Annotated in this window: 11 protein-coding genes and 1 tRNA gene; 8 read left to right on the forward strand and 4 right to left on the reverse strand. The window is 66.1% G+C overall.

The genetic code is table 11. The features are described 5' to 3' along the window. Positions 1 to 21 precede the first annotated feature (21 nt). From COUCH_RS01725 to COUCH_RS01745, 5 genes are all read left to right on the forward strand, one after another. Positions 22 to 2166 carry a cell division protein FtsK gene (locus tag COUCH_RS01725; protein WP_249610363.1) on the forward strand — a complete coding sequence of 715 codons (2145 nt, stop codon included), beginning with the start codon at positions 22 to 24 and terminating at the stop codon, positions 2164 to 2166. A gap of 408 nt (positions 2167 to 2574) precedes the next feature. Continuing rightward, positions 2575 to 2907, forward strand: a complete 333-nt coding sequence (locus COUCH_RS01730) for a hypothetical protein (RefSeq protein WP_249610364.1) — start codon at positions 2575 to 2577, stop codon at positions 2905 to 2907. Positions 2908 to 3015: 108 nt separating this feature from the next. After that, the gene (locus COUCH_RS01735; RefSeq protein WP_430640954.1) at positions 3016 to 4893 is read left to right on the forward strand and encodes a DUF3987 domain-containing protein; all 1878 of its coding nucleotides are present in this window, start codon (positions 3016 to 3018) and stop codon (positions 4891 to 4893) included. A 134-nt stretch (positions 4894 to 5027) separates the two neighbouring features. After that, entirely contained in the window at positions 5028 to 5216 is a 189-nt protein-coding gene (locus tag COUCH_RS01740) for a helix-turn-helix transcriptional regulator (RefSeq protein ID WP_249610366.1), read from the forward strand. After that, entirely contained in the window at positions 5213 to 6601 is a 1389-nt protein-coding gene (locus tag COUCH_RS01745) for a tyrosine-type recombinase/integrase (RefSeq protein WP_249610367.1), read from the forward strand. The genes COUCH_RS01740 and COUCH_RS01745 overlap by 4 nt, the downstream gene beginning before the upstream one ends. A gap of 175 nt (positions 6602 to 6776) precedes the next feature. Here the strand turns inward: COUCH_RS01745 and COUCH_RS39095 are convergent, their stop codons facing one another. Beyond that, on the reverse strand, positions 6777 to 7520 hold the full coding sequence (locus COUCH_RS39095) for a DUF6518 family protein (protein WP_430640869.1): 744 nt from the start codon (positions 7518 to 7520) through the stop codon (positions 6777 to 6779). Between the two features lie 2301 nt (positions 7521 to 9821). On the opposite strand from COUCH_RS39095, the gene COUCH_RS01750 reads away from it, so the two are divergent. Beyond that, complete coding sequence (locus COUCH_RS01750; protein WP_249610368.1) at positions 9822 to 10007, forward strand: hypothetical protein; 186 nt, start codon at positions 9822 to 9824, stop codon at positions 10005 to 10007. A 128-nt stretch (positions 10008 to 10135) separates the two neighbouring features. Here the strand turns inward: COUCH_RS01750 and COUCH_RS01755 are convergent. Further along, positions 10136 to 10226: transfer RNA gene (locus tag COUCH_RS01755), tRNA-Ser, on the reverse strand. Between the two features lie 440 nt (positions 10227 to 10666). Here COUCH_RS01755 and COUCH_RS01760 point away from each other — a divergent pair. Both COUCH_RS01760 and COUCH_RS01765 read left to right on the forward strand, forming a co-directional pair. Further along, positions 10667 to 12538 (forward strand): ricin-type beta-trefoil lectin domain protein, encoded by a 1872-nt coding sequence (locus tag COUCH_RS01760; protein ID WP_249610369.1) that lies wholly within the window; start codon positions 10667 to 10669, stop codon positions 12536 to 12538. A gap of 125 nt (positions 12539 to 12663) precedes the next feature. Continuing rightward, positions 12664 to 13638 (forward strand): NAD(P)H-quinone oxidoreductase, encoded by a 975-nt coding sequence (locus tag COUCH_RS01765; RefSeq protein WP_249610370.1) that lies wholly within the window; start codon positions 12664 to 12666, stop codon positions 13636 to 13638. A 115-nt stretch (positions 13639 to 13753) separates the two neighbouring features. Here the strand turns inward: COUCH_RS01765 and COUCH_RS01770 are convergent, their stop codons facing one another. Next, positions 13754 to 14566: a hypothetical protein gene (locus COUCH_RS01770; protein ID WP_249610371.1), complete on the reverse strand. Its 813-nt coding sequence runs from the start codon at positions 14564 to 14566 to the stop codon at positions 13754 to 13756. A 117-nt stretch (positions 14567 to 14683) separates the two neighbouring features. Then, complete coding sequence (gene soxR, locus COUCH_RS01775; RefSeq protein WP_249610372.1) at positions 14684 to 15115, reverse strand: redox-sensitive transcriptional activator SoxR; 432 nt, start codon at positions 15113 to 15115, stop codon at positions 14684 to 14686. Positions 15116 to 15170: the final 55 nt, after the last annotated feature.

The raw sequence follows: 15170 nt of genomic DNA on the forward strand, positions 1-15170 counted from the left end.
GATCCCACGGGAGAGAACCTGATGGTCCCCCACAACCCGACACCTGACGAGAACCACTTCGACTGGCGCGCGGCGGAAGCCGATGTCGCCGACGTTGTCGACCTGGACACGGCCCGCACCCGCCGGACCGCCGAGGCCGCAGGAGATACCCACTTCGAGGTAGCCCTTGACGAGGCACCGACGCGGGGCGGGATGCCCGTCGATCCGCCACCGTCCGGGCCGTCCGGGCGGGTGCCGATTGTTCCGGTCGGCTGGTCGACGTGGCCGAACATCAAACACAGCATCCGTCAGACTCTCGCGGTCACCGGCTACCGGTGCGGGTTTCATGCGCTCCGCTCGCCGAAGTACGCGATCCTCGCCGCGTTCTGGGCGGTCGTCGGCATGTTCCGGCTGACCGGTCGGCAGATCAAGTGGTGGTGGGTCACCGAGCAGTACGGGCTCCGGCAGGCCGCTGCCGATGCCAACGACCCGGCGATGTGGCTCAAGTTGCACCGCGAGGTGAAGGCCACCCGTACGTGGCGGTTCGTCGTCCTGTGCGCCGAACTGCTCACCGTTGCGATCGGTGGACCGGTCCTGTGGGCCACCGCCCCGTGGTGGGCACTCGCCTTGATCAGCGCGGGTGGGACGGCGTTTCTGGCGCATCTCGGCCGTCCCGATGACCGGCCGATCATCACCCCTGCCACCGTGGCCGGCCGGTTCCGGCGGGTCAACCCGGACATCATCCTGCGCGCCTACTACGCCGCTGGGCTCGGCCACCCTGACAAGCCACACCAGCAAATATCGTTCGGCTCGACCATGGCGCGTGACCCGTCCGGCACGGGCTCGCAGGTGTCCATCGATCTGCCGTACGGCAAGACCTTCGACGAGGCCGTCAAGGCGCGCGGCGCCATCGCGTCCGGCCTGGACGTCGCGATCTCCCAAGTGTTCATCACCCGCGACCCCAGCTCGCACCGCCGGCACACGCTCTGGGTGGCCGACCGTGATCCGCTGTCGGTTGGTGCCGGCCGAACGCCGCTGCTGCGGTGCAAGCCCACTGACGTGTGGCAGCCCGCCCCGTTCGGCCTCGACGAGCGCGGCAACAAGGTCAGCGTCGACCTGCTCTGGAACTCGATTCTCATCGGTGCACAACCCCGGCAGGGCAAGACGTTCGCCGCGCGACTTCTTGCGCTGTACGCGGCGCTGGACCCGTACGTGAAGCTCACCGTGCTCGACGGGGGCGGTAAGCCGGACTGGCGCAAGTTCTCCCTCGTCGCCGACCGGTACGCGTTCGGCCTGGCGATGACCCGCGACGGCGACCCGGCGGAGATCGTCCTGGAAGCGTTGCGCGAGATCAAAGCCGATGTGCAGGACCGGTACGAGCGGCTGTCCAAGCTGCCCGTCGATGTCTGCCCGGAAGGCAAGCTGACCCGGGAGATCGCCCGCGATCCGAAGTACAAGATGCCGGTACGGCTGGTCGTCCTCGACGAGTTCCAGGAGTACTTCGATCTCGGCGACATCAGCAAGGAGATCGCCTCCCTGCTGGTCTACCTGGTCAAGGTCGCCCCGGCAGCCGGTGTTGGGTTCGTCGACGCCACGCAGCGGCCGTCCGGCATCGGAGGTGGGCAGGTCGCGCAGCAGTTCATCAGCTTCCGCGACAACCACCAGGTCCGGTTCTCCCTGCGTACCGGGTCGTGGCAGGTGTCCGATCTGGTCCTCGGGTCGGGTGCCTACTCGGAGGGGTACGACTCGTCGACGCTGCTTCCCTCGTACAAGGGGGTCGGCATCCTGCGGGGAGCCTCCGACAACACCCCGACCGTCCGCACTTACCTCGCCGACGGCGACGACGCGGAGAAGATCCTCGTCGCTGCGCGGAAGCTACGCGAGCAGGCCGGAACGCTGTCGGGCATGGCGGCCGGCGAGGACATCGCCCGTGAGGTGCGCGACGTCCTGGCCGACGTGCGGGGCGTGATCGAGCGGGGCGAGACCGGCGCTCAGTGGGAGGAGATCGCCTCCCGGCTCTCCGGCCGGCTACCCGAGGCGTACGCGGACGTAACCGCCGAGTCGATCTCAGCTCAGGTCCGTGCGTTCGGTGTACGCAGCGTAGACGTCAAGCGGTCCGGCAAGGCCCTCAAGGGTGCCAAGGCGGACGACATCGACGCTGCGATTCAGCGTCGCAAGGCGGCCTGACAGGTCGCGGCTCGGCCGCGACCGGTCGCGTTGACGCGACCTTCCCCGCGACCGGCCTGGTCAGCGCATATCCGGGCCGGTCGCGGGTCGCGCCAGCACCACTCCCACCCGGCGAAACGCCTTCTGGAGGCATTCGGTGACCACCCTCGCCGCAACCGCGACCACCTACGGCACCCTCGCTGGGCTGCTCTGTCCCCTACTGATGATCGCTACACTGTGTTACGGCGTCGGCTGTTGGCTCTGGCCGTTCGCCACCTGCCGCAAGTGCTCCGGCACGGGTAAACGACGCTCCCTGTTCGGCCGGGCGTTCGGGCTGTGCCGTCGCTGTGCCGGTGACGGACGTCGGCTCCGTATCGGTCGGCAGATCATCAACGGCCTGCGAGAGCTGCACGACAAGGGCACACGCTGATGGCGCGCACGATGGCCCGGCTCACCCGCCGGCAGACCGACCACACCCCTTGGTGCGCCCGAGATCACCGCTGCGGCGTGGCCGAGCACCGGTCGGCGGACATCACTGCCGCCGGCATCGGCGGTCGGGCATGGCTCACCCGCGTACAGGCCGGAGACGTCGCGTACATCGAGGTGCGTGCCCGGATTCCGTTACACAGCAACGAGAAAACGGCCCGCGTCCAGCTTGCGACCGCGCTCAACCTCATGCGTGACCTGCTCGCCGAGGTCGCGCCCCGGCTCGGCCGGGTCACCGGCCGGACGTACCCGGCGATCGGACGCCGCACCACCTGACTTCACTCCGCCTACCGATGGAAGGGAGCCGCGATCGTGACTTCCGCCGGGTACGACCTGGCCGCCGAGCAAGCCGTTATCGGCGCCGCGTTACTCGCCCCCGCTGTGATGGCCGACCTGGCCGCCGCCCTCGCCCCGGACGACTTCGGCCGGCCGGCACACCGGGTGCTGTGGGAAGCCATGTGCGGCATGCACGCGGCCGGCACCCCGACCGACCCGATCACCGTCACCGCTCATCTTGCCGAGACCGGCGACCTCGGCAAGATGGGCGGGGCGCCCTACCTGCACACCTTGACCGCCGACGTGCCGACAGCGGCAAACGCGGCCCACTACGCGGGCATCGTCGCCGACCTCGCGAAGCGGCGGAAGGTTGCCGACCTCGGCGCCCAGCTGACCCAGCTCGCGACCTCAGGCGCCGACCCAGCCGAGGTAGTGGCCGCCGGCCGCGCGATGCTCGACGGCGCGGCCGTACCGGGCGGTTGGTCGCCGCTGATCCCCCTCGGCCGAGGTCGGCACCTGCCGCCGTTCCCCGCCGAGTTGCTGCCCGGCTGGCTGGCCGACCACGTGGCAGCGGTCGCGGAGTTCACCCAGACCCCGATCGACCTCGCCGGAAGCCTCGCTCTTGCGTGCCTGTCGACGGCGGCCGGCGGCCGGGCCGAGGTCGAAGTACGCGGCTCGTGGCGAGAACCGACGAACCTGTACACGGTCGTCGTCCTACCGCCGGGCTCCCGCAAGAGCGCCGTGTTCGCGGCGATGGTCGCCCCGATCCTCACCGCGGAAAAGGCCCTCATCGATCGAAGCGCACCCGCGATCATCGAAGCCGAACTGTCCGCCAAAGTCGCTGGGAAAGCGGCGGAAAAAGCCGCTCTCGCCGCAGCGAACGCCGACGCAACCGGACGGGACACCCTGATCGCCGAGGCAACGGCAGCAGCGATGAACGCCGACGCGATCACCGTTCCTGTGAAACCTCAACTGGTCGCCGACGACGTCACGAGCGAAACCGCCGCATCGCTCCTCGCCCAACAGGGCGGCCGGCTCGCCGTCCTCTCTCCCGAAGGCGGCATCTTCGCCACCATCGCCGGCCGCTACTCCGGCACACCGAACCTGGAGGTATTCCTCAAGGGCCACGCCGGGGACATGATGCGCGTCGGCCGGCTGTCCCGCGACGCTGAACACGTCGACAAACCCGCCCTCACCATGGGACTCGCTGTACAGCCGGAAATCCTGCGCGACATCGCCGGCATGCCTGGCTTCCGAGGACTTGGCTTGCTCGCCCGCATCCTGTTCGCCGTTCCGGAGAACACCGTCGGATTCCGCAAGGTCGGCGCAGACCCCATCCCCGCCGAAGTCGGGGCGACCTTCCACGCCAACCTTCACGCCCTGGTCCTCACCCTCGCCGAATGGACCGATCCGGCCGTTCTCGTCCTCACTCCCGAAGCGAACGATTTAATCCTGGACATCGAACGGCAGGTAGAACCCCGGTTGGCGCCGGGCGGGGCGTGGGCACACATCGTGGACTGGGGATCGAAATACACCGGCGCTGTTGTCCGTATCGCTGGCCTGCTCCACCTCGCCGAACATCTGCACGACGGGTGGGGTAGACCCGTCGATGCGGAAACCGTCGACCGGGCCGCGCGAATCGGGGAGTACTACGCGGCTCACGCCCTGGGCGCGTTCGACGACATGGGCGCCGACCAAGCGACCCGCAATGCCCGAGCGATCCTCGCCTGGATCGAACGTACGAACACCAGCGCCTTCACCAAACGGGAAGTGTTCCGGGCGCTCAAGTCCTCGCAGATCCCGACGGCGGCCGACTTCGACGCGCCGCTGTCCGTGCTCGAAGCACACGGCTATCTCCGCCAGCTCGACCCGCCCGCGCCGAAGCGGGCCGGCGGCCGGCCGGCGTCGCCGAGCTTCCTGGTCCATCCCGACGTCCACCAACCGGCCGCGACCGTGCATCCCCTCGTCGCGCGCCGAGCCTCGTAAGCCGTCTGCCAGAACTGCCACAACCGCCACAACCCCTCTGCCGCCGAGGTTCTGGCAGTTGTGGCAGTTCTGGCAGACGCATCCCGACCGCTGCGACCCCGCCAGACCATCACCCTCGCCAGGAGGCGGAATCCGTGCCCAGCGACTTTCTCACCCTCGATGAGTTCCTTGCCCAGATGGCCGTGCCCCGCTCGACGTTCTTCCGCTGGAAGGCCATCGGCTTGGCGCCGCGCCACTACAAGATGCCCAACCGATCGATCCGCATCCGCCGGGCCGACTTCGAGTCCTGGCTGTCCGCCCGAGAGGAGCCGCAGGCCGCATGAGTACCTACGACGTGAAGGTCTGGGGAATCCAAGAGCACAAAGGCAAGGATCGACGGACCGGCAAGCCGCAGAGCAGCTATCGCGTTCGGTGGGTCGTCGCCGGAAAGGTCTTCGGGGACCGATTCCAGACCAAGGCACTCGCGGAGAGCTTCCGCGCCAAACTGATGACAGCTCAGCGGGAGGGCATCGCATTCGACGAGGCGGCCGGCCTCCCCGAGCCGATGGCCCGGCAACGCAACAGCCGATCCTGGTACGACCACGCGGTGGCGTTCGTCGACATGAAGTGGCCCCGTGCCGCAGGCAAGCACCGGAAAGGCATTGCTGAAGCGTTGGCTACCGTCACTCCCGCGCTTCTCAAGACCACACGCGGCGCGCCGGCTGACGCGGAGATTCGCCGGGCGCTCTACGCCTGGTCGTTCAACAAGGCTCGCCGTGACGCAGGTCCACCGCCTGACGATCTCGCCCCGACAGTCCGGTGGCTCGCTACGAATACCGTCAACCTCAACGATCTCGAGGACTCGGCGCTTGTACGCAAGGCGCTCGACACGCTCTCGCTGCGCATCGATGGCAAGCAGGCCGCTGCGACCACGATTTCCCGCAAGCGGGCCGTGTTCTACGGCGCGCTCCGGTACGCGGTAGAGCTACGGCTCCTCCAAGCCCACCCGATGGACCACGTCCAGTGGGTGACGCCAAAGTCGGATGACGAGGTGGACCGCCGTTCCGTCGTCAACCCAAGCCAGGCGCTCGACCTGCTCGGCGCGGTAGCCGACCGGCATCCTCGCCTGGTGGCGTTCTTCGCCTGCCTGTACTACGCCGCGTTGCGTCCGGCCGAGGCGCTTCACCTGCGTATCGAGGACTGCGAGCTTCCCGAGGATGGTTGGGGGATGCTCCGTCTCTCCGGCTCGACTCAGCATGTCGGGCAAGGCTGGGGCGACGACAGCCAGGCCGTACGGGAGGACAGAGAGCTTAAGCACCGGGCGAAGACCGCCATTCGCCCGGTGCCGGCCGCCCCGCCGCTTGTACGGGCGTTGCGCTGGCACATCGCGGAGTTCGGGCATGCGGCCGACGGCCGGATCTTCGTGACGCAGGGATACGGCAGCGGCCCGGTGTCGAAGGAGACCTACGCGCGGGTGTGGCGAGCTACTCGCCGAACTGCTTTGACCCCGACACAGCAGAAGTCGCCGCTAGCTCAACGGCCTTACGACCTTCGGCATGCGGCCGTGTCCCTCTGGCTGAATGAAGGAGTGCCGGCAACACAGGTCGCCGAGTGGGCGGGACACAGCGTGCACGTCCTGCTTAAGGTCTACGCCAAGTGCATCGAGGGGCAAGACGAGGCAGCACGCCGCCGCATCGAGGCGGCGCTGGGCGAGCCGCGCATAACCTAAGCTTCGTGGCTGCGACATTTCGGATAAGCCCCGCTGTGGAGTACGGGCAATAATGGCGCTCTGCGAGTCCAGGACTCCCGCCGATGGTTCGGGCTCACGGCCTCACGGCCTTGCTGCAAGCCCTTCACACTCGGATCGGCGTCAGCCGTGAACCCCGATCAAATTCGAAGGGCCATCAAACTGAGACCAGCACCCGCACAAGTGACGCAAACCTCCAAAGCAAGATGCCTAGAGTCACACTCAGAATAGCAGAAGTTATGAAAGTTACTGTGGTGGACCTAATCCCTCGCTGCCTCAGTAGGTAGAACGCTGCCAGGGCTGAGAACACGATTGTCAGGAAACCCGGCTGCACGAATTGAACCCCAAAATTATGCAGATGCTCCCGCAGAGAGGTTCGAAAGATCATGGCATCAAAGCCGTCAGCAGAAAACAGTCCGAAAGACGCAGCGACGAGGATCGAGCTTTGACGTTCGCTGCCAACCTTTATCTTCCAGCCGATCACTCCGAGGACAGGGCCAGCGCACAGTGATGCCATCGTCCAGAGAGCCGCAGCGCGACCAACTGAGAGCAAACCGATGTAATCGGCAGAGCTGCCGTCCTGAAGGCTTCCGCCGCGCCACCGTTGGCTAATCCCGAGGATCATTGCATAATAAACTACTGTAGCGATGATGAGAGTGGCCGTGCCGGCAAGAGCGGCGGCTCGCCAATTGTTTTGCCTAAAACCCAGAAATAAGGCAGTCATTCCCCACGCAAACCCGCTACTCGTCAGTGTCAGTAGGATGGCTCCGAGCGTTCCAGGAACTAAGTCGCTGAGAAATGCGGCTATGCCGAGGGCCGCGGAAGAGAGGAGTACCGCACGACCGTTATACCTGACTGCTCTAGCCGTGATTCCTGTATCGACCGATCGTGTAGCAAACATGTCCGCCTCTCGTTATTCGATTACGCGCCGCTCTTGATCGTGCAAACTAGCTTTTTGGTGGGCAGTTCGATTCGATAATATCACGAAGTTGTTCTGTGTGTCCTGATTGGGCAAGGGCGATGACTCTATCGCGTGGACCCTTGTCTTCTGGGGCCAACCCGTAGCGATAGAATGCAGAGTCCTTAAGCCGTAGGACCTGCTGAAAGTCCGCATGTCGCTCAGTGGATGACGTGGCATCAAAATAGTTGCGAGCCCAAGTACAGTGCCAATACCAGGCGGCATCGACCCTGCCGGTGTTGACGCCGTAAACCATCTCCTTTCCGTCGGGCGCATGGCTTTCATACAGTTTGCCTTGCGGCCATTCCCATTTTGGTGCGAGAGTAAGGTTTCGAGCTTCGTCCTTGTATTCAAGCTCTGCCTGCTCCGCCGAAATCCAGTCAGCCCGGTCAGATGGAGGGTCCGCCTGTGTGTGGCTGGCTTGGCAACCTGACGCGACTAGAGCAGCGAGTAACGTACTTACAACCCTACGCCGGGCACGTCGTCTATTGATTCTTGTAGAAGATAGAGAAGTCATGCACAGTCGCCAATCCCGAACGTCGAAAGCAGGTCGCTCGTCAAGAGGCGGTGAGGGAGCGAATGCTCCTCCACCGCCTCCTTCTCTTATGCTTCTAGTAGTACTCCGTACCATCGAACGTGTGGCGGCAATTAGTAAAGCAGGCGTGGCCGCGCGCGAAAGCATTCCGGAACTGCCTACCGTTGGACAGGGAGGCTATCGTCACCGTTTGATTGCGATCGATTCCTGTCGTGTAGCTTCCGCTGATCACGCTGCCGTCTGGGTTCAGGAGTTGCCACTTCATGTCGTCATATGTAGAACATTTGCCATTTCCGTCGAGCCAGCAGGGTGTTGTGGATAGATTGACCTGAACGTTTCCGGAGCCCGACTTTGTGCGAACGTTGGTGGAGTTGTACCACTTATTCGAGTCACTCCAAGTCTCCCCAGAAATAGAGTGATTAGAAGCCGCTTGGGCGACTCCAGGGAAGGCTAGCGTTGCGGCGACCGCCGCGAATCCGAGTGCTGCGATCGTACGGCGAATCAGTTTTCCGAGTGAGCTTTTTCGCACTCTGGGTGCCTTTCTTGGGAGCCTGACAGATGTTGCGCTTTAGCTTCACAGTCATACTTCATCCACTGCCCTCTCCTGCGTGTCGTCATATCGCTACATGCGCCTTGGAGCACGGAGCAGATAGCGCATTGTTGCGATCGGCAAGAATGAAGATTCCGCGAACGGACGCGGTTGGGCATTGTTGGCTGTGAGTAACAACGGCTGCGCACGTCGAACGTTACATAAGCGCTGCTTTCTGGTCAAGAATATTTACAGACGTGATTGTGGGAACGAACGCTTGCGCCGCAACTTCTCGCCGAACTTCCCTCACTGCACGTGGCGACGCTGGCCGCACTCTGAACAGGGCCTCGTGGACTGACGGTCGGGCAGAGATCCTGGTGAAGGGTCTCCAGCTGGGCGGAGCAACATTTCGGCCTGCTGGAAGTGCGAGCTCGCACCCACTACAGAATGTGATTGGAAGATGGGGTGAATCACATCTGATTGGACCGTCTAGGCGGAGGAGGAGAGCTTGATCCGCACGCAGGAACAGGGATTCAGCAAGGGTGGTGATATGACCGTTGTGGGCTGTTGGGTGCGGACATTTGCATTCATGGCGGTCTAGAGGCGAGTGCGGCCTTTCGGTAATCATCAGGTGTCGGACCCAGGAAGATCAAAGTGACTCCTCGAAGTTGAGCGGGGTTCACGGCCGACGTTGACCCGGGTGCGGAGGGCTCACAGCTCAGTGAGTGTTTGAGAAGGTCCCATATAGACGGTGTGGAAGCATGACAGCTCTTCTGGAGTGGGCGGGGGGTCTGGGTGTCATCGCGCCGTGGCTACCCGTCTGACGTGACCGACGCCCAGTGGTTTGGTCAAGGACTTGCTACCCGAGCCGAGCGGCGGCGGTCGACCTGAGAAGCACCCGCGGCTCGAGACAGTCAACGCGGTCCTCTACCCCGGTCCGCTCGGGCTCTACGTGCCGGTACCTACTGACAGATCTGCCGCCCTGGCAGACGGTGTACTAGTACTTCACCCACGGTGGAAGACGCCGGCGTCACGGAGAACTACTCGCCGCGTTGCGAGTCAAGACCCGCATCGCGCAGGGCCGCGGACCCAGCCGTCGGCTGCAGTCCTCGATTCGTAGAGGGTCAGGGGCGCCGACACCGTCGGACGGGACTCGCGGGGCTACGACGCGGGCAAGAAAATGAACGGCCGTAAGTGGTTCATCGTCACCGACGCCGCCGGCCTGCTGATCACTGTCGCCATCCTGGCGGCCACATGGCAAAACCGCGACGGCGGCAAGGCCGCCCTGCTCGGCGCGTGCCTGACGATGTCCCAGCGCTGTCTGTGGACCAGGGGTTTGTCTAGTTCCCTCGGGCGATGCTCGTAGTCGCGCTATGGTCGGGACGAGTGAGATCGGGTGGTTCCCGGTGAGATCAAGTGAGACTGTCGATCAATCGACTGAAACCCCCGTTGGGCTGCGCACGCGCAGCTCAGCGGGGGTTTCTGCTGTTCGTCTGGCGGAGGGCGTGGGATTCGAACCCACGGAGACGCGGAACGCCTCACCGGTTTTCAAGACCGGCGCCATCGGCCACTAGGCGAGCCCTCCCGAGCTACAGCGGCCAGTCTGCCAGATCGACTCACGAGCCGCGGAACGGACACCGCTGCCTCGGGTCGCGCGCGCGGTCGGACGGGGTCCGGCCGGCGCGCCCCCGCGCCGACCGGGCCCCTGTTCCTGGGGGACAGCGACCTGTCCAGCAGTGTGCGCCTGCATAAAACCGCAGCTCAACGGTGCTAATGAAGGCGTAAGGAAGACGAGCGGGCCGGGTGGAACCGGTGGCCGAACGGATCGACTGTGCCCGGTTTCCGTTATCGGTTGCCGAACCGCTTAAGCAAAACTTTTTTCAATCCTCGTATCATGCCTCTGGGCTGCTGAAACACGGTGATTGACGGTCTCGTGGGCGGTTGACAGGCGATAGACCGCGCTGGTTATTGTTCGCTTCCTTACCTGTCCCGGTCAGGCCCCCACCTGCCGTCAAGGGAGTCCCCATGCCCAGAGCCAGAAGGACAGTCGTCCTCGCGGGCGCGATGAGCGCCGCGCTGCTCAGCGCCGGCGCCGCCGTGACGCTCGCCCCCTCGGCGTTCGCCGCGAACGAGCCCGTCCAGATCTATCTCACCACCACCAGCGACAGCGGCGGGCGAACGGTCACCCGCGGCCTCCAGCAGCAGACGCCGGTCTCGTTCGCGTCGAGCACCGGCAGCGCCAATCAGACCATCACGGTCAACGAGAACACGACGTACCAGCAGTTCGAGGGCGGCGGTGCCTCGTTCACGGACACCGCGGCCTGGCTGATGAACGGCAGTGGCGCGCTGTCGGCCGCCACCCGCAACGACGTCATGACCAAGCTTTTCAGCCCCAGCAGCGGCATCGGGGTCAGCGCGGTGCGCAACGTCATCGGGTCGTCGGACCTGGCTCGGTCCAGCTATTCGTACGACGAGACGTGCTGTGACGTGAACGATTTCTCGCTCAGCCGCGACACCGACGTGATGGCGCTGACGAAGCAGGCGCGTGGGCTCAATCCCCAGCTCGCGCTCTTCGCCTCGCCGTGGTCCGCGCCGTACTGGATGAAGGACAACAACTCCTACAACCAGGGCTACCTCAAAGCCGAGTACTACAAGGCGTACGCGCAATACTTCGTGAAATACCTGCAGGCGTACGAGGCTCAGGGCGTACACGTGAATTACGTGACCGAGCAGAACGAGCCCGGATGCTGTGCCGGATATCCGTCCATGCAGTGGTCCGTCTCGGGGCTGCAGTCGTTCGCCAAGAACGACCTGCTCCCGGCCCTGCAGGGGGCCGGCCTGAGCACCAAGCTGCTCGTGCACGACTGGAACTACAGCGATTACGACACGTGGGCCGCGCCGCCGGTCAACGACGCGACGATCCGCAACCACCCCAACTTCGGCGGCGTCGCCTGGCACGGTTACGGCGGTGATCCGAGCAAGGCTTCATCGGTACGCGCCCAGTACCCGTCCATGAATCAGTATTTCACCGAGCACTCGGGCGGCACCTGGGTCGGCAATCAGCACGCCGAGGACATGAACAACCTCATCGACTACACCCGCAACTGGGCGCGGTCGTGGACCAAATGGAGCCTCGCAGTCGACCAGAACATGGGGCCGCACAACGGCGGCTGTGGCACCTGCACCGGCCTGATCACCGTGCACAACGGCGACGGGCGCAGCGGACAGGTCGACTACACCGTCGAGTACTACACGATGGGCCACCTCACCAAGTTCGTGAAGCCGGGCGCCGTACGCATCGACTCGACCGCGAACAGCACCGTGAAGAATGTGGCGTGGAAGAACCCGGACGGGTCGAAGGCGCTCATCGCGTACAACACCAGTGGCAGCACCCAGAGCGTGAAGGTGAACTGGGGCAACCAGTCGTTCGTCTACAGCCTGCCGACCCGTACCTCGGCGACCTTCACGTGGACGGGCAGCCAGGGCACCGGAGGCGGTACGCCCTCCGGCCGCACCGGCGCGATCGCCGGCCTGGGTGGCAAGTGCCTCGACGTCACCGACGGCTCCACCGCCAACGGCAACCTGCCGCAGATGTGGTCGTGCGTCGCCGGCTCCACCAACCAGACGTGGACGATCGGCACCGACGGGACCGTACGCGGCCTCGGCAAGTGCCTCGACGTGGCGAACAACGCAACGACCGACGGCGCCACCGTGCACCTCTGGGACTGCATCGACACCGTCGGTACGCAGAAGTGGCAGATCTCGAACGGCGCGATCGTCAACAGCGCCTCGGGCAAGTGCCTCGACGTGAAGGACAACAACACCGCGAACGGTGCGAAGCTGCAGATCTGGGCCTGCACCGGGGCCGCCAACCAGCGCTGGACCGTACCGGCCTGAGCATGGCGCAGAGGGCTCGCGGCCACTCCGCGGGCCCTCTCCCTGTCCAACCACCCCGCCGCCACCCACAAACGGACTGAAGGCCATCCCGTTTTCTGTCACACCCCTCGGGCAAGCTTCATCCCATGCACGCCATCACGATCGAGAAGCCGGGCGGACCCGAGGCGCTCGTCTGGGCCCGGGTCCCGGATCCCGAGCCGGGTCCCGGGGAGGTCGTCGTCGAGGTCACGGCCGCGGCCGTCAACCGCGCCGACGTGATGCAACGACAGGGCCACTACCCGCCGCCGCCCGGCGCCCCGCCGTACCCGGGCCTGGAATGCTCCGGCGTGATCGCCGCGTCCGCGCCCGACGTGACCGGCCACCACGTGGGTGAGCGGGTCTGCGCCCTGCTGGCGGGCGGCGGCTACGCCGAGCGCGTCGCCGTGCCGGCCGGTCAGCTGCTCCCGGTGCCGCAGGGCATGTCGCTGCAGGAGGCGGCGGCGTTGCCCGAGGTGGCCTGCACGGTCTGGTCCAACGTCGTGGACATCGCCCGCCTCCGCAAGGACCAGACGCTGCTCGTGCACGGCGGTGGTGGCGGCATCGGCACCTTCGCGATCCAGCTCGGCAAGGCACTCGGCGCCACGGTGATCGTGACCGCCCGCGAGGCGAAACACGAGCAGCTTTTGGCGCTCGGCGCCGACCTCGCCGTCGACTACACCACCGGCGACTTCGTCCAGGCGACCCGCGACTTCACGGAAGGCCACGGCGCCGACGTCATCCTCGACATCATCGGCGCGAAATACCTGGCCCGGAACATCGAGGCGCTCGCCACGGACGGCCACATCGTCACGATCGGCATGCAGGGCGGCCGCAAGGGCGAGCTGGACTTCGGCGCCCTGATGGCAAAACGCGGCTCGGTGGCCGCGACGACGCTGCGCGCCCGCCCGGCCCGCGACAAGTCCCGCATCGTCCGCGGAGTGCGCGACCAGGTGTGGCCGCTCGTGGACGCGGGCGCCATCCGCCCCATCATCGACCGCACCCTTCCGATGCGCAACGCCGCGGACGCCCACCGCCTGATGGAGGCGAGTGACCACATCGGCAAAATCGTCCTGCTCCCGTGAGCGGTTCGGCGGGCGCGGTCTTGTGAGAGCCGGCGGCGACCGCCGGGCGGAGACAGCAAGCGGCCGGCCGGCCCGAAATCGCCCGAGCCGACCGGCCGACGTCTTCTGGAGGGGCTCAGACCTGCACGTTCTCGATGCCGGAGAAGACCCGCACCCGCCAGCTGCAGTTGATCCACGTGCTCACGTCGAAGTAGCCCGTACGCGCACCGGCGTGGCCGTTCAGCGTCACCGTGCCCGCGGACGTGGAGGCGTTCGCCGACTCGTAGCCGGACGGGTTGCCGTTCCAGGCGACGAAGAGGAAGCCGTCCTCCTCGCACGTGTAGTTCGCGATCACCTTGTAGTCCTTGGTCGGCACCCGCAGCGTCGGGCTCTGCCAGGTGCTGGACGTGCCCTGCCAGTCGGAGATCACCTTGGAGCGGCGCTGCACGACCTGGACGGCGTCGAGACGGGCGGCGTTCTTGCGGGCCGCGGTGCCGGCGAAGACAGCCTTCCACGTGCCCGTGGTGTCGGCGACGTAGCGGCGGGTGAAGGTGCCGGCGTCCGTCGTGGTCGCGTAGCCGCGGTAGGTGAAGGCGGTCGCCGCGGTGCCGGCCTTGCGGAAGTAGAAGCTGACCCGGCCGCGGTTGCCCGTCGCGCCGATCCACACGCGGCCGGTGAGCGTGACGGTGGAGCCCTTGAGCGCCGGCTCGGGCGTCGCGTTGAAGGTCATCTTGACGGCGACCTGCGCGCCGGGCGCTGCCGCAACCGCCGACGAACGCGACGCTCCCGCAGCCGTCGACGCGGCGGCAGCGGTCGACACGCCTGCAGCGGCCGGAGCCCCGGGCGCGACCGGAGCGGCCGGGGTGGCCTGGGCCGGGGCGGCCATGGTTGCGGCGAGGGCGGTCGCGGCGGTGAGCAGGGTCAGGAACAGGGACGGCTTGCGGCGCATGAAGACGGGTAGCCTTTCGGGCTGGTTCACAGTGGTATGTCCGAAGTGTCCCAGCCTCGCGCGTGCCCGTCGAGGGCGCCGCCGGAAGACCACCGTGTCCGGTTCGTCCGAATGGGGTCAGTCACCGATCAAGCGGCGCGGACCCGCACCCAGTCGGCCCAATTCGTCGCCCGGGTTGATCAGTGGGCAGCGGTCGATCGACATGCAGCCGCAGCCCACGCAGCCGGTGAAGTCGTCGCGCAGTTGCTGCAGGTGGCGCATCCGCCGGACGAGTTCGGCCTGCCAGCATGCCGACACCCTGGCCCAGTCCTCCCGCGTCGGGGTGCGGCTCTCCGGCAGCACGGCGAGAACCGCCGCCACGTCCTTGAGCGGAATGCCGACCCGCTGGGCGATCCGGATGAACGCCACCCGGCGCAGCGCGTCGCGACGATAGCGGCGCTGGTTGCCGGCGGTGCGCGTACTCGTGATGAGGCCCTGCCGCTCGAAGAAGTGCAGCGCGGACACCGACACGCCGCTGCGGGCCGCGAGCTGGCCGACCGTGAGCTCCATCCCCCGTGCCCCTTCGTAGGTTGACCTCAACATTAGTTGGGGTTTTAGCGTCCCG

It is taken from the genome of Couchioplanes caeruleus (assembly GCF_023499255.1).
In the GTDB taxonomy this organism is placed as follows: domain Bacteria; phylum Actinomycetota; class Actinomycetes; order Mycobacteriales; family Micromonosporaceae; genus Actinoplanes; species Actinoplanes caeruleus_A.